Genomic DNA, 24,735 nt, shown 5'->3' on the forward strand with positions numbered 1-24,735 from the left:
GTGCCGGATTCTGGATGGAAGAAATGAGTGGGGGTGTTTAGGAAATAGCACTGGTAGCATCAGCTTTGTCGATGTCGTCGGGTGGTTCGGGTTCATCGACTTCGACGGAGGGGACGTAACCGGTGGCTTGCTTGTAGGTTGGTTCGGGGTGGTTGCCGTGGGCGGATTCGTTGTGTTCCGGGGCGTCGGAGTGGTTGGTGAAGGGGGGCATGACGAGGTAACGTTCAATCCAGTCTTTGTATTTCCAGGCTGAGGTTTCCCGGAACCAGACTTCATAATCCACCCAGTACGCCTGGAGCATGTTAGTGGTTTGCGGCATGTCGAAGTAGGTTAAATTACAACGCTCGTTAAGTGCGGGTTCGTGGTTTTTAGCATCCTGAATAGCAACATTCACTCTCTGAAAAACATCGAACGGAATACATTCCTGTTCCGGGTCGGAGTTATTGAGGTTGTTGAGGATGAAACGTACCCGCATGGTTGCCCGTCCTTCGCCGATGCGCTGCTGCTGGACGAGGTAGCGGACATTGACGAAATGGACGAAGATAGCGGGGAACGCTACTTCCATTCCCATGTTGGTGTCCCGGATGATACGAAGGTATTGTCCGTTGTCTATGGCAATGGTTTTGAAGAACGGGGGCGATAGCGGGTTTTCCGGATCTTCCCGGATAGTGAGTATCGCTCGTTTAACGGCATAGTACATTTCTGCAAAAGGATTCTTTTGCACTGTTTCGGGAGTCTGGATAGTCGGCTGTTCCGGCGATTCGACTGGCTTTTCGGGTTGTTTCTTATCTTTAATCATTTGGGAAATCCATCAAATATTTTTGGCACGAATAATTTGTTTATAGCATCAAGCAGTTTGGGGCTGTGCCCTATAAATTGTCTATGCACCGGACGTTTGAGCGAGTTTTTACGCACTGTATATAATCCGAACTTCGGATCGGTGTTGTGTACGGCTGCGTAGTTCTTGTATTTTCCTTTTTTCTTTCCACGATGCCCATCCATGGTCTGACTTTCTTCTTCCGTCCAGATGTCGTAATGGTAGCGTCGGCGGTAGTCCCGTTTTCCGAACGTGCTGTATGCACCGAGTTCGCTTTTTTGTCCTTTGATTTTACTTTTCAATTCTCCACTGTCAATCAATACCGGATGCGTGAATTTCTTTCCCCACTTGGAAGTACGGGGTGCCCATTTTGTTCCGCTGCCGTAAAAACCACCTTCGGCAAAAGAGGTACGAAAACGACTCAGGGCATATTCTCCGGCCAGGGTGACAAAATCCTCGGCATTCTTTGCCAGCAGGCTATGGAATGGACGAACATCTTTGCCACGGGCCCATTGGTTACAAAATTCATCCAGTGTTATTGCAGGCATACTATTCCGAATTTGTTTTTAATGCGTTGTTTGATTTTCAGAGCTTCTACCGGCAGTGTATGTGAGAAATACGGGTGAGCCGGTGAGAATATCCGTCCACCCGTTGCCAGACTTTCAGCGAATATCGGGTTTACCTTTCCCTTAAAATCGGGCTTTACCAGAGCACCATAAACAGAACCGAAACCATTTGCTGTCAAGAAGCACCGGCAACCCCATTCTATCGGTGGAATGAGTTCGGGCGGAAATTCACTTTTAGGATAGGATACTCCTTCATGCGACAGATGCCAGGGCCTGACCCGTTCGTCAGACTGCGTATTGAATGTAATAATGGTTTCGGCAGAGGTTCCCATCCACCATGCGGCGATAGTGGCCGCATGAAGAACCTGACTGTTCTCTGTTTCCGCATAGGTTTCGTTATATTTCCGACAAACTTCTTCGTAAGTTTCCATATCATTCAAATCAAGTTCGTCGGGCAACTCCCGCATCATAGCTGTTTCCTCGGCTGTGGCGAAATCGACCAGATTGTCGATAGCGGCTATCAGGGTGTCCCGTTCGGATTCTTCCCTTGCCGTTATATGGTTGTTGCCCCCTTTCAGTATTTCCAAAGCCCGGTCAAAATCTATCCGTAAACCGGAAAGTGCCCGGTCAATCAGGAAAGATGCCCGGAAGGTAACGATGTCATCGAATACCTCCCAGCGTTCGGCACTGTTCTCGAAGTTATAGACCATGCGGCGGAACGCATCGAGAATCAGCAAATACTCTTCCCGGCTTTTGTCTTCCTGTTTTATTTCTACTCTTTCTGCCATGTAATTACTCTTTAAGAAAGTTGGCTATCCGGCTGCCTCTGGAATGACCGTAGCGCCTAAAATACTCTTCGTCCGACATAATGCCTCTGTCATGGGTTCCTCCAGAGGGAACAGGTGTTCCGGTTCCTGCTGCCCCCATTGTGGGGACGACGTTGAGTTGTTTTCCCACGTTGATACCGAACTCTTTTTCAATTTCGTCGGCACTGACTTCGTATTTATCTGTGATTAACTGATAGAGCTTGATTCTATCTTCGTTATTCATTTCAATCCTGTTGGAATACTTAAATTCCAATCCATCAGGAATATAGTCCATTGCGACCAGACGAGGTATAATTTCTTCGTTCATCACATTTTCGATAAACCTGCGATATACCTCGATCCTGTCTCTGAAAATGTCCTGATGGGCTTTCGTACTTCCAACGTAACTTTGCATACCACCTGCCATTGATTCAGAACCCAATATCAAATTGGCAACTTCTTTATTGGCAAATTCAATCAGCGAGGTATAAATTTTCTCGCTGTTGCTCATTGTGAAGGTCTTGATGTCTATCTCGTCGTCTATCCCCGTGATTACCACTTTGTTTTGTGCGGCGTTGGCTATATCGTTCGCCAGGCGTTTACGGTCGCTGTTACTTTCTGAGATGGTCTTCCCATGGATAATCGGTTGCCCATACGTGCTCCCAAAGTTGACATAATTTGCGACGGTAAATTTTTTCGCCAAGATAAGAGGTGTTGTTGCTGAAAATAAGCCGATTGTGCCGGAATTTATCAAAATGTAGTTTTGATTATATGCAGGCGAGGCTATATTCCAGTTGGGCAACCAAATGCCTTGCCGTTTGACCACGGTGTACTGGTCGGGCAGTACGTTTCTCCGTTCAATCAGATTGACTTCTGCCAATTTTCCGGTCTTGGGATCGATATAAGGCATTATCTCTATCAGCGTGTAGCCGTAGAGTTTGGATTCAACGATTCCTCTGACAATTTTATCGAATTGTGTGCCTTGAATTTTCTGTGTGTATTTTACGTCTTTGATGTATTTTCCTTTTTCATTGATCCGGGCCAGCATGTACCGGTCTCCTAAGATTTGGGATTCCAACGTCTCTACGACGGAGCGTATATGTGCGTCCTGTTCGAGGCAGGCTTCGTAGAGGTCTATTAACCGGGAACGGTCGTCCAGTATCGTTCCTAACGTAATGTCTTGTCGAACTGACTTATAACGATTGTTCCTTTCGATTTCGCGAACGTATTCGACGATAGTTTTTTTGGAAGTGCGAAAGATGCTTTCCAACAGTTCTCCATTGAATGAGTTTTCGGATGTAACTACTTGCATTTATTGTTATTTCGTACAGAATACCTTTATCCGAAAAAAAATGTTGATGGCATTATTTACTTACACATCGGATTGGTTGTATTCCAGTCGGAGACAGGGTGGGAAATTTTCATTTTGTATGTACATTGAAATAGTATCATTGTGTGCGTTATTGTGCTATAATTAGCTGAAACACAAATATTTAAAGAGCTAAAAACTTAAATTTATTACGTGTTTTTATCTATATTTGCAGCAGTAAATTTAAAACAAAGTGGAAGTTATGAATGAAAGTTAGAACAAAAGCTCCATTTACTGTAAAGTACATGGAGTTCCCGGAATTGCTTTTCGGAACATCCGAAAAAGGGTTAATCTATTTTGACGCAACGACTTACATCGCTGAAAAAGGTGACAGTAAGAAGCATTCGGCAATTGATTTCGCCCGAAAGTTTTCTTTTTGGTTCGAGAGTGTAAAGGATATTTACGAGATACCGGACTACGAGATTATGGTAACGGATGAGGCAACGGGGCACGTATTAATTGATCAGTCTTTGGCCTTGCTTTTCGTCGGCTATATAGATCCAGCTTTCGGGGTTTATATGACAGAGAGGATGTCAGAACTATTTCTGGATGGTGTTACTCTTTCGGACACTCGTATTGTACAGGCAATCAGAAACAGATTAACGAAAGACGAATTACTTAAATTGATAGACGAATGAAGAGAAGTCCATTTCATCAACCTAAGCCCGTTCTGATATTTAACGGGGCTTACATCTTAGTCGGTATAACCCGATCTATTCGAAGCGCCTCAGAAATATCCAAGACTAACGCGCAGGCGATATCGTTTGCCTGTACAGGAAGATATATTTCGGCAGGCAGTTTTTATTTCAGACATATTCATCCGGACATTGAGATTGAAATTACGGATTTGGATACGTTGAAATTGCAGGATTATGACCAGATGTGTCATGTTGAAAGACGCTATCATTCCGTCCGGGAGATGGCAAGACGTAAAAAGATAAATGACCAGAAATGTAAAAACAACCATATTGAAAATAACGACCATGATGACAAATGATATTTTAAAGAGCTTGATTTTTGAGGAGTCATCCATTCGCGCGATACTCCATGAAGACGAAACCGTTGTTTGGCTTTGCCTGAATGACCTGTTGAAAGCATTAGACCGTGTATGTATGATGGATAGCGGTCAGGCGATGCGGATTTGTAGAACCTCTTTCCGAATAGCTTTCAAAGAAGGGGGGCGTAACCGCTGGGGAGTGAAACCCTACGACGTGCATAACCTGCTTCAGGTTATCCGAACGGAAAACGGTAAGATTGCAAAAGTATGTGATCGTATGCAGGAATGGATTAATGGATTGCCTGTAGGTATGGAATCGAATATATCAGTCAGACCATCCATTCAATCCCAAACGAGGGAAGCAATCATTTTCAACTATCAAGACAAGTTTCCAATTACTTTTAAGACGGATGGCGGAAAAACGATGATTAATGCCACGCAGATGGCCCGTAGTTTCGGTAAGTTACCAGCGGAGTGGTTACGTCTCGCAGCGACACAGGAGTTCAGAGAGGCACTTGTACGTCGAGGAGATTCAATTTCTTTGGGAAGTCAGATTATGACTACCCGTGGAAACACCGGGGCGACCTGGATTGAGGAATCGCTTGCCATGGAGTTTGCCCGTTGGTTGTCCCCGGATTTTTCTGCCTGGTGTAACAGTCGTATCGAAGAATTAGTAACCAAGGGTTACGCATCGATGCCGGTTCATCGCAACCGTTGTTCCAGTTTCAGTGAGGCCGTGAGTAATTTCCCCGTTCCACAGAATTTTGAAGAGGCTTTGATGTTGGCTGCGGACCAAGCGAAAAAGATTCGTGAAGACGAACCTAAAGTTGCTTTTTATAAGGAGTACGTGGAAGATCGGGATTGTTTTAAGAGCGGGCGAATTGCCGAGGAGCTACAAATTACAACTGTCCAGTTGCATCGTTTTCTGGCAGAAAATAATATCGTGAAGTTTGAAAAGAAGCAATGGGTGGTTTTCACTCCTTATCAGGCTTTGCAATGTGACGTGCCGTATATGTGGGAGAAAAAGAATGGTAAGGTTTATCCTACCGGTAGCGTTAAACGGTGGACTCCTGCCGGTCGTGAGTATATTCTTGAGTTATGGCGCTCCAAACATCCGGAAGAATATTAATATGGGGGAAAGTATCATTCATAAAATAATCCGTAAGACGGGACGCAAACCCAGTGCCTGTAAATGTGAGGCTTGCCGTAACCAATGCCGTACTCCTTGTTTAGGTACACCGGAGGATATATTACGGTTGATAAAAGCCGATTACCGGGATAAACTTGCTGTAAGTTTCTGGTGTGTGGGTATGCTTTTGGGACGGATGAGACACCCTATTGTCATGGTGCAGATTGTCACGACAGAGGAAGGCTGGTGTGTTTTTTATCACGATGGATTGTGCGAACTTCATAATAAGGGCCTGAAACCTACGGAAGGACGCTTATCTCACCACTCAATCACAAAGGAAAATTATAGTTTCAGTAAAAGTTTGGCTTATAATGTGGCGAAAGAATGGCTGGCAGAAGAAAATTTACCTGTGATTGAAGAGGTATTCAGTTATTTCGAGGATGGGTAGCAATAAAAAAGTTCCGGATTAAACTAATTGCTCCCAGTTGAACTAATCTTGCCTTAGTTTACACTAATTAAATTCAATGGTATGAAACTAAAGCGAACAATGACGTATGAGGAAATGGCCGCACACATGGCTCAACATTCCTTTAAGCACATCAACCGGGTGAACGTCGGGAAGTATGCCCGTATGAAAGGGTTTCAGGTTTACAAATGGATGGTGGACCGGCAGCGGCATTTCTGTTATGTGAATCCAAATTTGCAGGAATAAGGGAAGGCGATTTCAAAAGGAAAGGAGATGTACGGCAAGGCTACATCTCTTTTTTGTAACATACTGGTTGATGGTATTATATTCCGATTACCTTAATTCCGGGCCCTGTCCACTATTTTGTGTAAATAGAAAACTTCAGGATTCAGGTTTTATACTTGGATCCTGTTTTCAAATATAGTTATAAATTGGTTAAAAATCAACGCCCAATTCCAAATAGGTTGATACCATTTCTTTTCGATTTCTGTAATAGCCAGATACACAGATTTTTTTAAGGCCTCATCATTTGGGAATGATAGCTTATTTTTAGTGTACTTTCTAATTTTTCCATTTAGGTTTTCAATGAGATTAGTGGTATAGATAATCTTTCTAATCTCAACTGGAAAGTCAAAGAATACGGTTAGTTCTTCCCAATTATTTCTCCATGAGCGTATTGCATAGGGATATTTACTGCCCCATTTTTGCTCCAAGTTATCTAACTCCATCTTTGCAGCTTCTTTAGTGGGTGCATTATAAATGTTCTTTAGATCAGAAGTGAACTCCTTTTTTTCTTTCCAAACCACATAGCGACAGGAATTTCTGATTTGATGTACCACGCATATTTGGGTGGTAGAGGCAGGAAACACACTCTTGATGGTTTCTGTAAACCCATTCAGGTTATCAGTAACAGTAATTAGAATATCTTCTACGCCACGGGCTTTTAGATCCGTTAAAACTCCCATCCAGAAAGCAGCACTCTCGTTTTTACCAACCCACATACCCAGTACCTCTTTTAAACCATCCTTATTCAGGCCTATACAGAGATAAACAGTCTTGTTGATAACCTTGCCATTTTCCCTAACCTTGAATACGATGCCATCCATCCAGACAATCATGTATAAGCTCTCCAGAGGACGATTCTGCCACTCTGAAGCAGCCTGGCTAACCTTATTAGTAATAATAGAGATGGCAGAAGTGGAGAGATTTATACCGTATATTTCCTGCATTTCCGACTCAATGTCAGCGACGCTCATGCCTTTGGCATAAAGAGAGATGACAAGACGTTCGATAGATAAACCGCGGGATTGGTGCTTAGGAACTACAACAGGCTCAAAGTCGCCTTCCCTATCACGGGGAACCTGAATAACAGATTCACCCATCTCTGTTTGAATCTGCTTCTTATAACTACCATTGCGGGAATTGCCACTATGATCTCCTTTATTGGAGTGTTTCTCATAACCTAAATGATTATCCATCTCTGCTTCCAACATTTGCTCATATACACGAGTATGAAGCTCTTTCATGAAAGCGGTTACATCTTCACCTGTCTTAAATTGGGACAGAAACTCTTTACTTAAAAATTCTTTGGGAATGTCCATAAAATCTGCTTTTTATAAAGTTAATACATAAATAAAAAAACCACGAGAAAAATCCCGTAGTTTTCTATTTACACAATCAGATGGATAGTCCCTAATTCCGGCAACTACCATGTATTATATATATATTATAATATTATCTTTATAAAAGGAACTTATAAAATCAATACAACCAAATAGACCGCAAGGGATATTTGGTTGTCATTAGGGGTATAAAAGTATAATCTGAACGAAGTGAAGATTATTACTTTTATACCCCTTTCTCTCTTCTCTTTCTTCATAGTTTCCACTTGTGGGAACTATGAAGGACTCCTTTTGAAGTATTCTTGTTATTACGAGCTTCAAGCCACTTCCAGTATCACACTTCAAGCAGAAGACTGCTAAGGTTATTACTCAAACCAGCTATTTTCCCAGGTTCTTAAAAAAGTCTTTTTCTTATTCCTTTCCGTTCCTGACGTGCCCGCGTCCACGTACCCACGCTCCTCAGCTTCCCGAAAAAACTTTTTTGTTTTGAAATGCCTATTCTGCCGCAAAGTAAATTTATGGATACGGAAAAATTTAAAAACATAGTCGGTGAAGCTAAAAACGGGGGAATCGCGACGATCCGTTTTTTTGGCAAAGTAACAGAAGACTCTACCACCCAGTTTAATTATGAATTTGATTATCTGGAGAATGTAGTCCGTCCTTCCCTAATCCGGGTACTTATCAATTCCGAGGGCGGTTCTGTGCTGTACGGCATGGGTACATACTCTACCATTCAGAACTCGACGGTTCCCACGGAGTGTATCATCGAGGGTATGGCCGCCTCTATGGGTTCGATTATCTGGGCAGCCGGAAATAAGTCTTTGATGCGAGATTATTCCATTCTAATGATTCACAACCCTTTCCAGCCCGATGGCGAAGAAGAAAAAGAGCCTTCGGAACTGGTGAAGGCTTTTACCAAGCAAATTGAAACCATTTATCGCAAGCGCTTCGGTTTGAAGGCCGAGCTTGTCAGGGCAATCATGGACGGGGCGGCAGAGAAAGACGGAACTTTTTTCGATGCAGCCGGAGCTGTCCGGGCGGGAATTATCCCGGCAGAGAGTGTGTTGCACACCTCCAAGCAGATTTGCGAACGTGTAAAAAACGAGTTATCGGGGGTTGAAGATGTTACCCGCATTCAAACTTTGATGACTGCAATCAGTGCTTCCCTTCCGGCGGAAGAGGGCAATAAACTTTTTGATGAAGAAACCACTAATCTACACGAAATTAATAAGAACATGAGTACAGAAAAGACAAATTCACTGGAATACGCTGCCGTTGCAGCTACGCTTGGGTTAAAAGACAATTATGAAGTGAAGGATGTAATGGCCCGTCTGAATACTCTGGTATCGGTTGAAGCGAAGTTGAAAGAGACGGAAAAGTCCCTCACGGATGCCCAGACCGTGATAGCCGGAAAAGATGCCACTATCACCAATTTACAGAAAGACCTCACCACCGCCACGGCATCGCTTTCGGCTTACCAGCAAAAAGAGGCAGCCGAAAAGAAAGCGAAAAACGAGTCTGTTATCGAGGCGGCTATCGAAGCCGGTAAGATTACCCTTGAATCGAAAGAGGGTTGGCTGGCTATGGCCGAGAGCAATCCGGAACTGGTGGAAAGGACACTGGCTTCCATTCCGAACCGGGAACAGATTTCGAAAGAGATTGCCAATGATCCGGCGAATATCCAGGCAGCGGCAGGCGCATTGAAAACCGCCGAGGACAAGATAGCTGAAAAGGTGACGCAGGTCGTGGGTGAAAACTTCGAGTTCAAGAAGATACAGTAACTTCTACCTTTATTATATGACGTGTTGCCCGCTGGCAGACACAACACACGTATTGGCGCATACGGTAGTGCAGATTAAGCTGAAGATCAACGAATAATCAAAAAACTACCATAACAATGGCTGATACAACAACTTTTTTGCAAAACGGGTATAATGGCGAAGTCTTAGAAGATTTAATCTCCTATACCGCGCAGGGTAACGACACTTTCAGAGAAGGTCTTATCCATATCAAATCGGGCATCCAGCACAAATACACGCTGCCTGCCATCAAGTTAGGCGACATTATCCAGGATAATGTTCCGACCCCTACCAGTAACCACGGGAAGAAAGGTGAAAACGGAGAGAACGAATACACCTTTACAGAGCGTTATCTGGAGCCCTCCGATTTTATGATTTATCTCGAATTTAATCCCAGAGACTACGAAAAATACTGGAAGTTCGCCCAGCCCGACGGAAATCTGGTTTTCAGGGAATTAGACCCCAAGATTCAGGCTACGATGCTCCGTTTGCTAATGGATAAGAAGAACGAGTACATCGGAAATGCTATCTGGACGGCGGCTAAAGGTGGAGCGGCAAATGCCGGTATCACTGCTCCGGCAGATTCTATTCAAATCGGCAGAGGTAAAGAAAAATATTTCGACGGCATCATTAAACGAATCATTGATAATGTCAATGCCACGGATGCTGCAACTATCGCGGGGGGACAGTGTATCGTGTCCGGCAATACGGAACTGACCGACGGTGCGGCTGTTGAGAAGGCCCTTTACGCCATGTGGAAAAAGTGCCCTAAACAGATCCGCAAAAAGACAAGCCTTGCATTTGTAATTGGCTGGGACGCTTGGGATGCCTACGACCAGTACATTTCCGACAAGCAGGTGAAATATTCTGAAAATACCGAAGTGAACCGTTACCGCTTCAAAGGCAAGAGAATCATACCGATTGTAGGTATCCCCGAACATACGATTACGTTGGGAGAGTTCAACACCGGCATGGAGTCGAACCTCTGGATGGGTGTAGATTTTGCCAACGACACTGAAGTCTTGAAAGTAGACCGTCTGCAATCCAATTCCGAATTATTCTTTTTCCAGCTTAGGATGAAAATGGACGTAAATATCGTGCGTCCGGGAGAGATTGTCATTCATACGGCTTACAAGAAAACAGTCTAAAACCATTTTATCAAATTCTTTAATCACAGGGAGGTGGAGCAATCTCCATCTCCCTTTTTTAATTCATCATTTATCATGGCTAAACAAAAAAATCCCATAGAAACACAGCTCCCGGAGGGGGCTGAATCCTTTCAACCAATTGACACCGATACATCAATTCAGCCGTCCGAACCGCAACCGCAAGTTGTTCCACCCGCTGAAAAAGGGAAAGAGAAACCAGGTGAGCCGGAACCGGATAGCTTCGTTCTTGGCGTACTTCAATCATTCCCGGCTCACGAGGCATTGTACGTGGACCGTCACGGAGGAGCCTATACTCCCGACACTCCCGCCGCTATCCGAGGGGATGCCGTACTGTACAAAAATCCATTCTTCAAATCTAAAAATCAGTAATTTATGGCAATAGGAAACGTAATTATAAAAGACACCGACGGGAATATCCCTTACAGCGGTGCATCCGGTCAGGAAAAAGTGACCGGGTTGCTCTTCGACGTGTCTATGCAACCCGACCTTTTCAGGGAAGGGTACGGCAAGAATAACGAAGGGAAGTTGAAACTCAATGATGTACTTTACATCACGAACTTCAAATCGGCCATTCAGGATTTCGGTATTATCGAACGTGTTGAAACAACGGAAGAAGACGAGAATAATGTAAACTTTTTCCATGGTATTCCGGCATATCACATCCGTGAGTTCTTCCGCATGAGCGGTAATGTCGATGGCAACGGGAAGCTGTACGTCATGTTTGCCGACTGTTCCGCTTCGTGGGATGCCATCGATGTTATGCAACGAGTTGCCGGTGGGCTGATTAACCAGTTGGGTGTATGGACCGAGCAACCGCTCTGGAAATTGAACGGTGCGGAAGAGAAGTACAATCTGAATATTGTCAAGACGCTAAACGACAAGGCTGTAGCAATGGCCGACCTGCACCAGCCTCTTTCGATTGTGTTGTGTGCCAATCCGTCTAATACCGGCAGTGACACCAGCGACGGCAAGCAAATCGACCTGAATAAAATACCGACCGCAATATGTGAAGCGAGCCGCATCAGCGTGATATTCGGTCAGGCCCGTTGCGCTCCGGTTTCCATGATGCAAAAGCGAAACGTGAATAATACTCCGGTAGGGTTCCTTGGGGCTATGATGGGAGCAATCGCCCGTGCCAATGTTCACGAATCGGTAGCCTGGGTACGCACGTTCAATCTGTTCGACGATAATTTCCAGAATATCGAGCTTGGTTTCGGAGATATTAATCTGACCGCCGATGAAGATTTCACGAGCTTGAACATGTACGAATCGCTTTCGCCCGTGTTACTGGATGACCTGGACGAAAAGGGGTATATTTTCCCGATAAAATATTCAGGGAGAGAAAACGGTATTTATATCAGTAAAGACCAGACCTGTTCCGTGGGGGATTATCGCACAATTGCCCGTAACCGTACTATCAACAAAAGCCGCCGGGCTGTTCGTGCCGCTTTGTTGCCTTACGTGAACAGTCCACTTATGGTTAATCCGGCTACCGGATTTCTGGCTCCCTCTAAAATCTCCTCTTTCAAGACTTTAATCGGTGACATACTGGCAAAGATGCAAGCGGCACAAGAAATTTCTGGTTATGCCGTGAATATCGACGCTAATCAGAATGTGCTGGTTGACGATACGCTGCGCATCAGCTATGTCATCGTGCCGGTCGGTGTCGCCGTGAAAATCTATGTCGAGGAAGGCTTATCACTAACCGCTAAATAATCGCAGAATATGGCTATAATTAATAACGTTGCGTATAGCTGGTCGATGATTACCCTTGCATCGACAGCCCTCGGTATCGAGGAAGGAAGTAGTACGCTTGAAGGGGTTTCCGGTATCAAATGGAATAAAAAGAGAAAAATCGAGAGCAATTACGGCATGGGCGGAAAGCCAGTGAGTCGCGGGTTTGGAAACATAAGTTACTCTGCATCAATCACTATGGACTATGCTACCCAGCAAATGCTACGCAGCACTTACGGCAGTTTGATGGATATAGGCGAATTCGATTTGATAGTCAGTTTTGCCAATCCGATGGCGAGTGACGATTGGACGACAACGACGGTCACGTTGAAAGGTTGTATTTTCTCGGAAGACGGTTTAGAGTCGCAGCAGGACGATACCAATATTACGAAGGAGTTCGATTTGAACCCGTTTGACATTGTAATCGGTGATGGGGACACGATTTAAAGTTAAAACTGGGAAGCGTTACTTTTTTACGGTAACGCTTCTTTTGTTTATGGAGTAAAAAGGCTACTTTTGCAGTCTTTTGAAAATTAGCAAATTATACATTTATATATGGTAGAAATTACTGAAGAAAATTTTCCGAAGTTAATCGGTTCGGAATTGCCCTTGGTCATTGACTTTTGGGCTGAGTGGTGTGGTCCTTGCAAGGCTCTTGCTCCTATGATGGAAGAATTTGCCCGTGAATATGACGGGCGGGTGATTATTGGTAAGTGTGATGTGGAGGAGAATAATGATTTGGCGGTACAGTTTAAGATACGGAGTGTGCCGACGATATTGTTTATCCGGAACGGTGAGGTGGTGGATAAGGTTGTTGGGGCGGTGAGCCGGGAAGAGATTGGAAAGAAAGCAAGAAATATGAGTTAGATACAAACATCATACAAGCCAGGCTGTCTCTGATAGGATGAGACAGCCTCAATAATTACAATGCAAAAGTGGGAGATTTATTTTCCCCACATTCTTGGAGAAGTACTAAAAGTCACACAACATTTTATTCGACGCTCAAGCTCCTTTAGTACAAAATCTATATAAGGAACTAATTCGCTTTTTGCGACCGTTCCGCAACCTCTAAATTCAAAAATAGGCCAATCTCCGTTTTCTGAAAAAGTGTCCCCTAATGCAGAAATACTAAGTTTTTCACCCATTGCATTAGCCAAGTACGTAGGATCATCGGATACTTCTTTTGTTCCCTCATTTAATTTAATTAAATATTGATAAAGCTCTCCTATAGTACCAGCATGTTCGCTTATTTGTTTGGCTGAATAGTAAGATAATCCGGACAACGCCTCTATAATGATAGGTTGAAGTTTTTTATCAAATTTTGCAAATATAGCACCAAAAGAAGTTCTATTCATTACATACATCTTTTGTTTTGGGTCACTCTTAGCTGGAACTGGTCCACACCCCTCAGTCATTTTTTGGAATAACAAGACAAAACACATTATTTGTTTATATTGGATTCCATTTATGCCTTTTGAGTTTAACACATGGTATGCCCCCTCTACTATACTTCCCTCCATAGTCATATAATCCGTTTCGTATATAAATTCCAACGGACAGCTACATGTAACATGTACCATTAGTTCCACTTTTGTTTTTTTACTGGAGGTGGTAGCCGTAATTTCTTCTTTGGTTTTATACGGGAGAGATGACAAAAAATTATTTATATCAATTCTGTCAATTTCACTTGCTAATTCTGCTCCAAAGTTCTTTAATCCTTTAACTGGAAAGAATTTATGGTTTAAAACCAATTCTACTACCACAAGTTCGTTGCCCCGTCCGCTAAATCCAGTCCGAGGGTCCAATGTTACATCTACTTTTTCGTCTAATATTTTTCCCAAAGAAACTCCCTTAATAACCCCCTCTTCTACTGGACCAGTTCCTAAATTTAATGTTACTGTAGGCGTAGATAGTTCGAATTCCATCCCTAAACAATCAGGTACAGTTGGCATAATTTCAAATTTTAAGTTTTCCTACTCTATCGTCGGCTTTTCGGAGGACGCCGTTTGTTGTGTGAACTTACGGTGGGAAAGGTAGAGAATTAAAAGGAAAGAGGGAAAAAGGATTTCCCAATGATGGGATTTTCTTTCCGAATGGATGTTGAAGGGTGGTCGAAAAGGATTGAATAAACTATTGAAAGGGTATTCCTCTATTCTGTGCCAAAGAATAAACGGAAAACAGATAAATGGACGTAACTTTTGAAGGAAATTCGAGTACCGGCAAAAATGAATGGCTGACACCGCCGGAATTATTGGCAAAGCTGGGAGATTTTGACTTGGACCCTTGTTCCCCTATCAACCGACCGTGGCCGACGGCAGCAAATCACTACACGATTAAAGATGATGGATTGAGACAACCGTGGTTTGGACGGGTGTTTTGCAATCCACCCTATGATACGGCTTTGATTGCACAGTTTATAGAACGTTGTGCCGAACACCGGAATGTGATAGCACTGACCTTTGCCCGGACAGAAACGAGGTTGTTTCAGGAATTGATATTCAAAAAGGCACATTCAATTTTATTCATTAAAGGCAGATTATCTTTTCATCATGTAAGCGGTGAACGTGGCGGAACTGCCGGAGCACCGTCGTGTTTGATTTCATTTGATATAAAGAATAGTGAAGTACTAAAGAATTGCGGTATTCAAGGAAAATTTGTTTTGCTATAAAACTTTTTTTCCGGAAAGCAGGTAGTCTGAGGCTGAATCATAATTTTAGAAACAATGGAAGAAAAAACACTCACGCTCGCTCAGGAAGAGCAAATCAGAAAAAAGGCTTTGGAAATCAAAGCGGAGAAGAAACTCAGAAAAGTCTATCCGATGGTGGTCTGGGGCGATCCGGATTGTGAAGAGAAAGAAGTGTATGTCGCTTATCTCGCCGAACCGACCTTTCCCCAGTTCTCAAAATTTATGGCCGCTTCCAAAAAGGATGAGGTGACTGCCATGCGCAGCCTTGCCAGAGATTGTTTTCTCGACGGGGATAAGGAACTGGTAGATAATGAATCGCTGTTCCTGTTCGGTTTAATGGGACAGTTATCGGAAATCATCACTACCCGCCAATCCACGCTGGTAAATTTATCCAAAGCTGGGAAGTAAAGGATGAACAACGGATACGCCAGCGGGCGATTTATATCCGTCACTACTTTCCCGGCGTCAATTTGAATACCATCTCGGATGAAGAGTTTGCGATGCTTTCCGAAGAGGCTCTATGGCTCCATCAACAGATGACCGTAAGCCGGATGACAAACGCTCTTACAACAACAGCTCCTTAATTTATTTCTTGCCAATCCCCTGTCAGCTTTTTTTAGCAGGCAGGGGATTTCTTTTTAATCGGAATTTGCTGTAATGGGCTATTCTACCCGAAATAAAGAAGTATGTCCCAAGAGCAAAACTATCAGGTAAACTATACCATTAATGTAGAGGCCACCGAAGGTACTAAAAAGGTGCAGGCGTTTGCCGATTCGGTGAAAAGTCTGATTCTGGCTAAAAATGATTTGACTCCCGCGATCAAAAACATTCAGAAGATGGTGAATGAAGTTGATAAGATTTTCCGAACAAAAGGCGGAAAGAAGCGGGATTATACTTATAAAATGGATATTAACACGTCGGGAACGGAAGAAAAACTGGGACGTGTGAAGACTTTACTCACAGAAATCGGGGAACTTTCCAAAGGAATCAGTCTGGTTATTAATGCCGGACAAGCCCCATTGGATACCAAGAAAATAAAGTCGAATGCCAAGACTCTTTTAGATAAAAAGTTATCTGAAAGCCGGAAAGCAGAAATTGAAAAAAGTGCGGCTGCATCTGTCAAAACAATGATGGAGACGCAAAAACGCATTACTAAAGCGGTCGGAAAAATCAATGCTGCCCTGGTAACATTGGAAAAAGGCCGTGAAGTCAATATTAAAACGGATGTAGCGAAAGAGCGGTTGAAAGAGTTACTGGGGCTGATGCGCCAGCTTAAAGGTGCTTCCAAAATGACCATGGGTGTGCAAATGGGCTCACCTTCATCCGGAAAGGGGAATGTCCTTGTAGCTCCGCAGACAGCCAATACCCTTTTTCATCCTCCTTTACTATATAATCCGGAAAAGCCTTACGTATTATCGCCGAAGGCTTCGGAGAAATTGCAGGAAAAGCTGGCAACAAACCGGGAATTAGCCAAGCAAAAAGCGGAGCAACGCCGGGCGGACGAAGCCGTCCGGCTCACGACTCAAAAAGCCGTGATTGAAGCGAAGGGGAAAGAATGGGATCGCCAGCGGCAGGTCAAGGCGAACGAAGCTGCACAACGAAAAGCCGCCAGCGATGCGGCACGGGCCATACGCGAGAAAACCCGTTTGGAACAACAAGGCGCCGCCCGTGCAGTGACGGCAGCGCAACGCCAACAGCGGGCTGTCGTCACTGGGCAGACTAATAAGCAGCGGGCAGCTATCAACCGCCTGCAATACGTGCGTACCCCTTCGATCCGTAACCTGCCGATGATGTATATGCTCAACGGCTATGCCATGTACGGTTTCCTGAAATCGGAACTGACGAAGGCTGTCGAGTACACCAACATAATGACCTCCGCCCAGAGTATCCTCCGGGTAGCGGATAATGATTTAACCACTTTCGAGAACCGCTTCACGAAAATGGCTTTGTATGTCCGTAAAATCGGAGTGGAAACCAAATTCACGGCGGTTGAGGTTGCCGGTGCGGTAAAATATTTGAGTATGGCGGGCATGGGAATAGACGCTATCAATGCTTCTATCCGTCCGATTGTCAATCTGGCATTGATTGGCGACAACGATGTTTCCCAGATTGCAGACCTGGCGACCAATATTCAAACAGGCTATGATATTAAGAATACGAGCATGGGCTCGGTGGCTGATATTTTGGCTTCCACTGTTTCCCGGTCGAACGTGAATGTCATGGAAATGGCAGAGTCGTACAAAATGGCCGCCGGATATATGCGTATGGCCGGAGTGGAATTTACAGAGAGTGCGGCAGCTATCGGTATATTAGGAAACATGGGTGTAAAAGGAACCATGGCGGGAACCTCGCTTCGTGCCATGGCGACCCGTTTTGCCAAACCCACCCGTGAATCACAAAAGGTATTAGACCGGTTGGGCATAAAATTCACGGAATACCGGGATATTTACGGGAAGCAAGTAGAGAAACTCCGTCCCCTTGCCGACATTTTCGAAGACCTGAACAAGAAAGGCGCGACCGTCGGTGACATGCAGGCCATTTTCGGCAAAATCGGAGGTAACGCCGCCATGATGTTTGTGCGTAATTACGACCAGTTGCGTACACTTACCGTACAGAACCGGGGCTCACATGGAATTTCGAGCGAACTGGCTAAAGTGAAGCAAGACAATACAAAAGGTCTGTGGGCTCAGGTCACTTCACAGCTTACCGAAAGTTTCATGCAAGGGTACGAAGTCCTGGAGCCGATTATCAAATCGACATTACGTGACTTCCTTGCAAAATTCAGCGCCCCAGAATTTGCCCGTGGACTGACATCTATCGGTCAGTCTATCCTGAATATACTTTCCCTTTTGGGAAGTGTGGCAAGCTGGTTCACCCGCAATTTTCATTGGATTGAGCCACTCCTATTTTCCGGATTTGTAGCGACAAAGTTATTCAAACTGGCCGGAGCACTTACCAACATCGGAATTGCTTTAGGCTTTATCGGTAAACAGTCGGCGGCAGGTTCTGTGATTCAAATGGTGGGCGGTCTGATGGGAGGTGGTAGAGGAATGTCATTTGCAAGTAAACGCGCTATTGTTTCGGCATTGAGCGCAGCCGGGGTTACAGGCAAAGGAGCCATGCGACAGGCATTGCTATCCACCGGCATGGGTGGTATGGTGTCGCGGGGAGCTTTGGGCTTGTTCTCCACGCAGGTAGCTACCGGTAACGGGCTGGTCGGAGCCGGTGCTTCCATCGGTGCGTTAGGAACCACTGCCGTAGCTGCCACAGCCGGGATAGCAGCCTTAGTAGGCGCTCTGGGTTGGGTAGCCTACAAGACGTGGAAAGTGAAAGAGGCGAAAGATGCTGTATTGGAAGAGATTGATGCGAACCGGAAGTACCGTTATCCTTCCATCGATGCACTGAATAAATCTTTGACGGAAACCTACAAGCAGGCCATGAATGCGAAAAAGGCAGTTGAGGAACTGACAGCCGGGAAGTCGATTGAAGAGGCATCCGGTCAGAAGATCGGTGCATTTACCGGGAACTGGTGGACGGCTTTTCTTTCTTCTTTCGGTGCTGCCCATTCCGGACAGTACGGCGGTCCGCAATACGACGATTTTTACAACTTTTCCGACGCCAGGCAGGACGATACCCGTGAAGCTATCCGGACACTTGCCAAGAAAGACAGCCAAGGTCGTGTCAATTCGGCTTATGCTGAATTAGGAAAAGCCCGGACGGATATAGAAATCGGTGCGTTTATCCAAAACATCCGAAATAAGTTCGGTCAGGATGAAAAGAACCTGGATAATACCCTTTGGACGAAAGACCGGAACGGCAAAATCATCTACAAGAAAGGTGTCGGTGAGATGAAGGAAGCGGATGCCTACAAACTGTATGATTATGCGGTGTACATGAATACGAAGGTAGTGCCGGAGATTTCAAGGATAGCCGAGGAATACCGGAGAATCATGTCGTCACCGGCTAATGCTGAAGCTACTTTACGAGCCAACGGCTTTGATTTTGACCTGCTTACCAAAAATGGTTTCTATCAGGATAAGGAAGGCCGTTGGGTACAAAAGGCTTTGGGAAAGAAAGCTACGGACAAAGAGCGGGAAAATGCACTCGCCGGGTATCAGGAAGTCCATAATGCGGTTGTGAATTTCACCTCTTCCCTGCGTCAGACCTGGGGCGGTTCGGCAGAGATAGCGGAAAATATCATGCAAAAAGCGGGGTTCACGACTTCGCTTACTTCCAATGAGCCGGATGAAGCCGATCCCCAACCTTTCAATGCGAACGGGTTCAGTTATCATTCCGGAGCAGACGACGGGCTGGCCGGTGGAAATTATTCCGGTACGGGAAAACTCTCCTCGGCAGCGCCGAAGCAAGTTATCGTGAATATCACCAATTTGCTAAGTGTGGAAGCTATCAATCTATTGAAAAGCAAGGAAGGACAAGGTGAGGAAGTACAGAATCTGAAAGAACAGCTTGCCCAGGCGTTAATCGATGTCGTCCATGATTTCGACAGCAGTTGGAACGGTTAAAAAGTAAAGACAATGAGTAGATTATTTAATATAGGAAAGTCGGTTCTCCTAAGCGGGGGAATTATCAGCAACGGATCACTGGGCGGCTATATCAGCGATGCCGCCCGCCGTGGTTTGGGTATGGGGCTTGCAGAGTTCCAAGACGGTGCCGTACATTATTTTTCAAAGGATAAAGAGATATTGAAAAGAGCTCTTATTCAAACGGCCTCGCAGTTGGCATACGGCGCATTGCGCTCGTATCCCCGATTCCTGCAATACTGGGAACAAAAGGAACGTGACCAGTATCTGCAAAGCAAATCCCAGACGAGTATTGCAAATAAGACCGGGCAATACTACCAATTAATCAGTGAGCAACAGGCCGTAGCGAAAAAGAAAAATTACACGGATTCAATAGTCGGTCGTGTGGTGCAGGATTACCTGGAGCTTGTTATTTCAGAAGAAGGGAATTACTTCGATACCGCTACCGGCAAAGTGGAGAAAAACAGCAAATACGGGCTGTTCACTTTCGTGGATTTACAGCCCATGGTACAGGTGAGCAGCAAGAATAACGTTGTGATGACACAGGTACAAGGCCGTGATTGCAGCCGCAAAGAATATATCAGCGGCGGCGACCTGGAAATTTCCATTAGCGGAAAAATCACGAGCAAGTACGCCGATGTTTATCCGGAGGCGGAAGTCTCGAAGTTTTTAAAGCTGATGCAGTTTAAGGGGGTGATTGATTGCGAGAACACGGTACTCCGGCAATTCAATATCGACAAGCTGATTGTGCTGAATTATTCGCTTTCCGCCACGGATTGCCGGAATGTGCAGCCTTACAGCCTTTCGTGCGTGGCTGTTGAACCTTCGGAAAGCATACAACTGAAACTGGCAGCCGAGGAAAAGGTGGATGTTGCTATCAAGCACTCTAACAAATGGATTAAATACGCAAAACTGGGAGCTGAGGCTATCGATCCGGCTTCCCTCTTAAAAGTGTCGAAACTATGGCTATAGATATGATAGATGTGTTATGCTGCAAAATCACTATCGGGGATGCAGATTCCAGTAACCCGCTGGTGATTAAGGACCCCATTGTGCTGACCGAAGTGGAAGAGGTGGAGATTGTCGAGACTTATAAAAAGTTGATTGGTACGGCAAAGATTACTTTTCCTAAAGGCACAGTTTACCAAAGTACGGTTATCGGGAATGCCACTATCGAAGGCAAAGATGCCAGCCGGATAAGTACGGAAATCATGCAGGACGGTGTAGTCATTGAGAAGCGAAGTTCCCAACAGGCCATGAATGATGTGAGCTTTAAAGTCGGGCAACGGGTAAACATTAAACTCGGCTACAACGGAATATTGAAAAATATGTTCGACGGGTATATTTCAGCCTATAATTCCGCATCCAAATTCGAGATTCAGTGTGAAAACATGGCCTACAAATTAAAACTAAAACAGGCTCCGAAATTCGAGACTCAATCGTCGGTCAGCGTGAACGATGTATTGGGTGACAAGTACGGGTTACTGAAAGATACGGGGTTCGCCATCCATTCCGAAACCAAACGGTTTGATATTCAGATTGGAAAAGTGAAGATTACGGATAATTTTACCGTAGCGGATGTATTGTCGGAATGGAGCAAGTACAAAGTTTACTGTTTTCTCAAATACGATGAAAATTCACCGGACGATATGCCAACCATCGCTATCGGTCGTCCTTATTCGTCCTCCAAGAGCCAGCCCGTTTTTCCGAAGGACAGCGAGGCAAAGCCTTTCTCCATTTATTTCAATTACCATGTAGCGGAAGACGGTTTGAAAGTGGTGAAAACCAACCCGAAGTTTTTAGCGGTGACGGGAAAAGCATTGGGTTCGGATGAAAAGTTTTTTGAGGTGACTATTCGCATGAATCCTGATTACGACCCTACGGTGGCAGGCAGCAAAGAGTTTCAAACAGTAAACGCCACCCAAATCAGCAAGAAGACGCACAAGGTAACGGGGAATACGACGGCAGAGGGGGCGAAAACCAAGACTAAGGTTGATTTGAGCACTTACACTATTGTGCCGTATATGTCGCCCAATATGAAAATCGATTCGGATAAACTGGTTGAAGAAACCATCGAGTATTTCAGAAATTACAATTTGAACGGGATAACCGGCAGTCTGACCTTGTTCGGAGACCTGGCACTCAATACGGCGGTGCAAGTTGAATTGATTGACGAGAGGAATCCTTCAAAAAACGGAGTTTACATCACGGAAGAGGTAACTACCACCTTCGGGGTGAATGGGTATCGTCAGAAGATTACAATACCGTATAAGATTAAGTCGGTGGATTAAGAGATGAAAGAGATTATCTTAACTAATAGCTCGAACATTCACAATCCCAGTTATTTATTTCCTAATTTTATTTTTATATATTTCTGTTCAAATTTTCAATTTGTTTTTTAGAATTTCTTTTCTAACATAATATTGTTTTCAGTGTAATATCGTATTTTTGCAAAAAAGCATTATGAAACAGAGTGAAATTCAGAGATTTGTTAAACGCAAGAAAAAACTAAGAAGGAATAGAAATAGAAAAAAGAAAAATATTCCTTTGACACCAGTGAAAAAAATAATTGTAAATAATAATAGTATGGTAGGAATGACAAAAGAGGAAGGCATTAAGCAAGTATATAATGGAGGAGGACATGTGGTAATATTAGGAGCTGGAGCCAGTATTGCTTCTTCATTACGCAATCCTGAAAAAAACGGCAAGAAGTTACCATCAATGAATAACTTCATAGAGATTGTGGGATTACAAGATATTGTAGCCAGAGTCCCGGATAATCTAAAAGCCACAAATTTCGAGAAACTGTATAGTAATCTTCATAATGATAATCCCAACTCTGAATTTATTAAAGAAATAGAAAAAAGAGTCTTTGATTATTTTAGTTCAATGAAATTGCCTGACGAACCTACCATTTATGATTATTTAGTCTTATCTCTAAGGGCTAAAGATGCTATTGCTACCTTCAATTGGGACCCTTTTCTATATCAAGCATGGTGCAGATGCAGACAATATACTGATGATTTGCCTCCTATATTCTTCCTACATGGGAATGTTTCTATTGGCTGGGATTCGACAGGAAAAAGATTTGGACCAACGGGGATGTATAACCCAGAAAATATGCAAGAGTTTATTGCTTCAAGGTTATTATATCCGATAACTCAAAAGAATTATCAACAAGATGAGTTTATAAAGACTCAATGGAAATATCTACAAGATCATCTTTCCCCTGAGTACAAAGCCGTCAGAGCTACTATATTCGGATTTGGTGCGCCTGCAACGGACGTAGAAGCCGTAACACTATTGAATGATGCTTGGGGAACTGGTGACGAAAGAGTTATGGAGCAATTTGAGATTATTGATATTTCACCAGAAGATGAGTTGAGAAACAAATGGGATAGGTTTATTTGTGGTACACATTATGATATTGCGAGAAGTTATTTTGATTCTTCTTTGGCATGGAATCCACGCAGAACCAGTGAAGCCTATTTTTCTGCGTATCAGCCTATGACGCCATCAGAGGCTTTCCGAAAGCCTAATCCTATTCCTCAAGACATTAAAACTTTGGACGAGCTATGGCAGTGGCATAAACCATTAATAGAAGCAGAAGATGCTAAACGAAAAACACAATAGATGGATTTAAGAGATTTGTTCAAGAATACCTATTTTATTAAATCTTATTTGTACCTTAGCAAAGTATTTGTGACAGAATGGATTAGTGCTATATACACTTGCGTTTATGCGCTAATTCGCCTAATTAATTTAAGGACAATAAGATATAAGTAGTATATGGCTAATGATAATATACAGGAAAGCCTGGAAGGACAGTTCGGGGATGTACAGAAAATCATCCTTTATCATCGTACCCGTGCGTTACAGAATGTCAATGAAGAGAACTTACGTTTGAGTTGGGAAGTAGGAAGTTATGTTTCTTCCAAGTTAAAAAGTTCAGAATGGGGCAGTAAGGTTGTCACACAGTTATCTGAATTTCTACGTCGTAATGACCCGTCACTCAGAGGATTCAGCCGGAAAAACCTCTACCGGATGGTTTCTTTTTATGAGACCTATTCCAGTGCTGAGTTTGCGGAGCAAATTGCAGCTCTTCCATTTGTAAAGTCAATTGTGTCATCAGAAACGACACAATTACAAATACCTGATAACCAGAACGATGAAATTGTGTCATTTCAAATGACACAATTAGAGCCGAACGTAAGTTTTCCCCGTATTTTACTGTTGGTAAACTGGACGAGCCATGTAGAAATTATGGCTTCCTGCCGCACGTTTCCGGAACGGATTTTTTATATGCTTTATGCAAATAAAGAACGGTTGAACGTGAAAGAACTCGGTAATGCTATAGCTAAAGATGCTTATTCCATAGTCCTTTCAAGTCCCCGGAGTCAGTCTGTGGGATTTAAGCAGATTTATCCGAATAACGGTTATGATTTTAAAGACCGGGCCATTCTGGATTTTTTAGGATTACCGGCCAAGCATACGGAGAAGCAACTACAAAAGGGTATTCTGGAACACATGAAGGAGTTTATTCTGGAATTAGGTGGAAAGGACTTTATTTATATGGGTAGCCAATACCCTTTGGAGGTGGACGGAGAAATTTATAAAATTGATTTGCTCTTTTTTCACAGAGGTTTACAATGCCTCACCTGTGTGGAGCTAAAATCGACTCCATTCAAGCCCTCTTACATGGGGCAATTGGAATTTTATCTGGAGGCTTTGGATAGGGACGTAAAACGAAGCAATGAGAATCCGAGTATCGGCATTTTATTGTGTGAGAGTGCGAAAAGGCAGGTTGTTGAATATGCTCTCAGCCGTAGTCTAAGTCCGACAATGATTGCCGAATATAAACGACAGTTGATTCCGAAAGATGTATTGCAGCGTTCGTTAGATGAATTTTGCAGTTATCTGGAAAATCGAAAGTAAGTGTAAAAAAATAAGTCATTATTCCTACCGCAGTGTTTCCACATTGCGGTATTTTTTTTGCCCGATAGATTTCCCTGATTCAACCTCCGGGCTGTAATT

Annotated in this window: 24 protein-coding genes; 18 read left to right on the forward strand and 6 right to left on the reverse strand. The window is 43.9% G+C overall.

Going from position 1 to position 24,735, the window contains the following annotated elements; genetic code table 11:
* Positions 1-37: 37 nt before the first annotated feature.
* From RDN79_RS04305 to RDN79_RS04320, 4 genes are read right to left on the reverse strand one after another with little or no spacing between them, the layout of a single operon-like run.
* Positions 38-799, reverse strand: coding sequence for a hypothetical protein (locus RDN79_RS04305; protein ID WP_298552760.1), 762 nt, complete (start codon positions 797-799; stop codon positions 38-40).
* A complete protein-coding gene (locus RDN79_RS04310) occupies positions 796-1,365 on the reverse strand; it encodes a hypothetical protein (RefSeq protein ID WP_298552762.1) in 570 nt (189 codons plus the stop codon). Before RDN79_RS04310 ends, RDN79_RS04305 begins: the two co-directional genes overlap by 4 nt.
* On the reverse strand, positions 1,353-2,171 hold the full coding sequence (locus RDN79_RS04315; protein WP_298552764.1) for a phage minor head protein: 819 nt from the start codon (positions 2,169-2,171) through the stop codon (positions 1,353-1,355). The genes RDN79_RS04310 and RDN79_RS04315 overlap by 13 nt, the downstream gene beginning before the upstream one ends.
* A 4-nt stretch (positions 2,172-2,175) precedes the next feature.
* Positions 2,176-3,501 carry a DUF935 family protein gene (locus RDN79_RS04320; RefSeq protein ID WP_298552767.1) on the reverse strand — a complete coding sequence of 442 codons (1,326 nt, stop codon included), beginning with the start codon at positions 3,499-3,501 and terminating at the stop codon, positions 2,176-2,178.
* Between the two features lie 263 nt (positions 3,502-3,764).
* On the opposite strand from RDN79_RS04320, the gene RDN79_RS04325 reads away from it, so the two are divergent.
* From RDN79_RS04325 to RDN79_RS04345, 5 genes are all read left to right on the forward strand, one after another.
* Entirely contained in the window at positions 3,765-4,196 is a 432-nt protein-coding gene (locus RDN79_RS04325; RefSeq protein ID WP_298552769.1) for a hypothetical protein, read from the forward strand.
* A complete protein-coding gene (locus tag RDN79_RS04330) occupies positions 4,193-4,555 on the forward strand; it encodes a hypothetical protein (RefSeq protein ID WP_057256218.1) in 363 nt (120 codons plus the stop codon). The genes RDN79_RS04325 and RDN79_RS04330 overlap by 4 nt, the downstream gene beginning before the upstream one ends.
* On the forward strand, positions 4,542-5,684 hold the full coding sequence (locus tag RDN79_RS04335) for a KilA-N domain-containing protein (RefSeq protein ID WP_298552772.1): 1,143 nt from the start codon (positions 4,542-4,544) through the stop codon (positions 5,682-5,684). The genes RDN79_RS04330 and RDN79_RS04335 overlap by 14 nt, the downstream gene beginning before the upstream one ends.
* Before the next feature lies 1 nt (position 5,685).
* Positions 5,686-6,132 (forward strand): hypothetical protein, encoded by a 447-nt coding sequence (locus RDN79_RS04340; protein WP_298552775.1) that lies wholly within the window; start codon positions 5,686-5,688, stop codon positions 6,130-6,132.
* Between the two features lie 81 nt (positions 6,133-6,213).
* The gene (locus RDN79_RS04345; RefSeq protein WP_298552777.1) at positions 6,214-6,396 is read left to right on the forward strand and encodes a hypothetical protein; all 183 of its coding nucleotides are present in this window, start codon (positions 6,214-6,216) and stop codon (positions 6,394-6,396) included.
* 149 nt (positions 6,397-6,545) lie between these two features.
* Here RDN79_RS04345 and RDN79_RS04350 read toward each other — a convergent pair whose 3' ends face one another.
* Entirely contained in the window at positions 6,546-7,751 is a 1,206-nt protein-coding gene (locus RDN79_RS04350) for an IS256 family transposase (protein WP_298552779.1), read from the reverse strand.
* Between the two features lie 539 nt (positions 7,752-8,290).
* On the opposite strand from RDN79_RS04350, the gene RDN79_RS04355 reads away from it, so the two are divergent.
* From RDN79_RS04355 to trxA, 6 genes are all read left to right on the forward strand, one after another.
* Complete coding sequence (locus tag RDN79_RS04355; RefSeq protein ID WP_298552781.1) at positions 8,291-9,553, forward strand: ATP-dependent Clp protease proteolytic subunit; 1,263 nt, start codon at positions 8,291-8,293, stop codon at positions 9,551-9,553.
* 116 nt (positions 9,554-9,669) lie between these two features.
* Positions 9,670-10,719, forward strand: a complete 1,050-nt coding sequence (locus RDN79_RS04360; RefSeq protein WP_298552783.1) for a hypothetical protein — start codon at positions 9,670-9,672, stop codon at positions 10,717-10,719.
* A 75-nt stretch (positions 10,720-10,794) separates the two neighbouring features.
* The gene (locus RDN79_RS04365; RefSeq protein WP_298552785.1) at positions 10,795-11,109 is read left to right on the forward strand and encodes a hypothetical protein; all 315 of its coding nucleotides are present in this window, start codon (positions 10,795-10,797) and stop codon (positions 11,107-11,109) included.
* A gap of 3 nt (positions 11,110-11,112) precedes the next feature.
* Positions 11,113-12,456 carry a DUF2586 family protein gene (locus RDN79_RS04370; RefSeq protein WP_298552787.1) on the forward strand — a complete coding sequence of 448 codons (1,344 nt, stop codon included), beginning with the start codon at positions 11,113-11,115 and terminating at the stop codon, positions 12,454-12,456.
* A 9-nt stretch (positions 12,457-12,465) separates the two neighbouring features.
* Positions 12,466-12,921 (forward strand): hypothetical protein, encoded by a 456-nt coding sequence (locus RDN79_RS04375; protein WP_298552789.1) that lies wholly within the window; start codon positions 12,466-12,468, stop codon positions 12,919-12,921.
* Positions 12,922-13,029: 108 nt separating this feature from the next.
* Positions 13,030-13,341 carry a thioredoxin gene (gene trxA, locus RDN79_RS04380; RefSeq protein WP_298552791.1) on the forward strand — a complete coding sequence of 104 codons (312 nt, stop codon included), beginning with the start codon at positions 13,030-13,032 and terminating at the stop codon, positions 13,339-13,341.
* A gap of 77 nt (positions 13,342-13,418) precedes the next feature.
* Here the strand turns inward: trxA and RDN79_RS04385 are convergent, their stop codons facing one another.
* A complete protein-coding gene (locus tag RDN79_RS04385) occupies positions 13,419-14,426 on the reverse strand; it encodes a hypothetical protein (protein ID WP_298552793.1) in 1,008 nt (335 codons plus the stop codon).
* Between the two features lie 233 nt (positions 14,427-14,659).
* Between RDN79_RS04385 and RDN79_RS04390 the strand changes: the two genes are divergently transcribed.
* The 7 genes from RDN79_RS04390 to RDN79_RS04420 all read left to right on the forward strand — a co-directional run bounded on the left by RDN79_RS04390 (position 14,660) and on the right by RDN79_RS04420 (position 24,636).
* Positions 14,660-15,142 carry a DNA N-6-adenine-methyltransferase gene (locus RDN79_RS04390; protein ID WP_298552795.1) on the forward strand — a complete coding sequence of 161 codons (483 nt, stop codon included), beginning with the start codon at positions 14,660-14,662 and terminating at the stop codon, positions 15,140-15,142.
* A 54-nt stretch (positions 15,143-15,196) separates the two neighbouring features.
* A complete protein-coding gene (locus tag RDN79_RS04395) occupies positions 15,197-15,568 on the forward strand; it encodes a hypothetical protein (protein ID WP_298552797.1) in 372 nt (123 codons plus the stop codon).
* A gap of 278 nt (positions 15,569-15,846) precedes the next feature.
* Entirely contained in the window at positions 15,847-19,683 is a 3,837-nt protein-coding gene (locus tag RDN79_RS04400) for a phage tail tape measure protein (protein ID WP_298552798.1), read from the forward strand.
* A gap of 12 nt (positions 19,684-19,695) precedes the next feature.
* Complete coding sequence (locus tag RDN79_RS04405) at positions 19,696-20,673, forward strand: DUF6046 domain-containing protein (protein ID WP_298552799.1); 978 nt, start codon at positions 19,696-19,698, stop codon at positions 20,671-20,673.
* Positions 20,664-21,992: a hypothetical protein gene (locus tag RDN79_RS04410; RefSeq protein ID WP_298552800.1), complete on the forward strand. Its 1,329-nt coding sequence runs from the start codon at positions 20,664-20,666 to the stop codon at positions 21,990-21,992. Before RDN79_RS04405 ends, RDN79_RS04410 begins: the two co-directional genes overlap by 10 nt.
* Before the next feature lie 172 nt (positions 21,993-22,164).
* Positions 22,165-23,334, forward strand: coding sequence for a hypothetical protein (locus RDN79_RS04415; RefSeq protein WP_298552801.1), 1,170 nt, complete (start codon positions 22,165-22,167; stop codon positions 23,332-23,334).
* Positions 23,335-23,490: 156 nt separating this feature from the next.
* On the forward strand, positions 23,491-24,636 hold the full coding sequence (locus RDN79_RS04420; RefSeq protein WP_250714215.1) for a YhcG family protein: 1,146 nt from the start codon (positions 23,491-23,493) through the stop codon (positions 24,634-24,636).
* The last annotated feature ends 99 nt before the right edge of the window (positions 24,637-24,735 follow it).

Origin of the sequence: uncultured Parabacteroides sp. (genome assembly GCF_902493135.1) — a bacterium.
Lineage (GTDB): Bacteria > Bacteroidota > Bacteroidia > Bacteroidales > Tannerellaceae > Parabacteroides.

Coding starts and splice junctions, on each gene's coding strand:
- RDN79_RS04305 (WP_298552760.1), bottom strand. CDS start 799: ATGATTAAAGATAAGAAACAACCCGAAAAGCCAGTCGAATCGCCGGAA.
- RDN79_RS04315 (WP_298552764.1), bottom strand. CDS start 2,171: ATGGCAGAAAGAGTAGAAATAAAACAGGAAGACAAAAGCCGGGAAGAG.
- RDN79_RS04330 (WP_057256218.1), top strand. CDS start 4,193: ATGAAGAGAAGTCCATTTCATCAACCTAAGCCCGTTCTGATATTTAAC.
- RDN79_RS04355 (WP_298552781.1), top strand. CDS start 8,291: ATGGATACGGAAAAATTTAAAAACATAGTCGGTGAAGCTAAAAACGGG.
- RDN79_RS04420 (WP_250714215.1), top strand. CDS start 23,491: ATGGCTAATGATAATATACAGGAAAGCCTGGAAGGACAGTTCGGGGAT.
- RDN79_RS04325 (WP_298552769.1), top strand. CDS start 3,765: ATGAAAGTTAGAACAAAAGCTCCATTTACTGTAAAGTACATGGAGTTC.
- RDN79_RS04360 (WP_298552783.1), top strand. CDS start 9,670: ATGGCTGATACAACAACTTTTTTGCAAAACGGGTATAATGGCGAAGTC.
- RDN79_RS04335 (WP_298552772.1), top strand. CDS start 4,542: ATGATGACAAATGATATTTTAAAGAGCTTGATTTTTGAGGAGTCATCC.
- RDN79_RS04320 (WP_298552767.1), bottom strand. CDS start 3,501: ATGCAAGTAGTTACATCCGAAAACTCATTCAATGGAGAACTGTTGGAA.
- RDN79_RS04340 (WP_298552775.1), top strand. CDS start 5,686: ATGGGGGAAAGTATCATTCATAAAATAATCCGTAAGACGGGACGCAAA.
- RDN79_RS04385 (WP_298552793.1), bottom strand. CDS start 14,426: ATGCCAACTGTACCTGATTGTTTAGGGATGGAATTCGAACTATCTACG.
- RDN79_RS04350 (WP_298552779.1), bottom strand. CDS start 7,751: ATGGACATTCCCAAAGAATTTTTAAGTAAAGAGTTTCTGTCCCAATTT.
- RDN79_RS04365 (WP_298552785.1), top strand. CDS start 10,795: ATGGCTAAACAAAAAAATCCCATAGAAACACAGCTCCCGGAGGGGGCT.
- RDN79_RS04395 (WP_298552797.1), top strand. CDS start 15,197: ATGGAAGAAAAAACACTCACGCTCGCTCAGGAAGAGCAAATCAGAAAA.
- trxA (WP_298552791.1), top strand. CDS start 13,030: ATGGTAGAAATTACTGAAGAAAATTTTCCGAAGTTAATCGGTTCGGAA.
- RDN79_RS04400 (WP_298552798.1), top strand. CDS start 15,847: ATGTCCCAAGAGCAAAACTATCAGGTAAACTATACCATTAATGTAGAG.
- RDN79_RS04405 (WP_298552799.1), top strand. CDS start 19,696: ATGAGTAGATTATTTAATATAGGAAAGTCGGTTCTCCTAAGCGGGGGA.
- RDN79_RS04410 (WP_298552800.1), top strand. CDS start 20,664: ATGGCTATAGATATGATAGATGTGTTATGCTGCAAAATCACTATCGGG.
- RDN79_RS04415 (WP_298552801.1), top strand. CDS start 22,165: ATGAAACAGAGTGAAATTCAGAGATTTGTTAAACGCAAGAAAAAACTA.
- RDN79_RS04345 (WP_298552777.1), top strand. CDS start 6,214: ATGAAACTAAAGCGAACAATGACGTATGAGGAAATGGCCGCACACATG.
- RDN79_RS04390 (WP_298552795.1), top strand. CDS start 14,660: ATGGACGTAACTTTTGAAGGAAATTCGAGTACCGGCAAAAATGAATGG.
- RDN79_RS04375 (WP_298552789.1), top strand. CDS start 12,466: ATGGCTATAATTAATAACGTTGCGTATAGCTGGTCGATGATTACCCTT.
- RDN79_RS04370 (WP_298552787.1), top strand. CDS start 11,113: ATGGCAATAGGAAACGTAATTATAAAAGACACCGACGGGAATATCCCT.
- RDN79_RS04310 (WP_298552762.1), bottom strand. CDS start 1,365: ATGCCTGCAATAACACTGGATGAATTTTGTAACCAATGGGCCCGTGGC.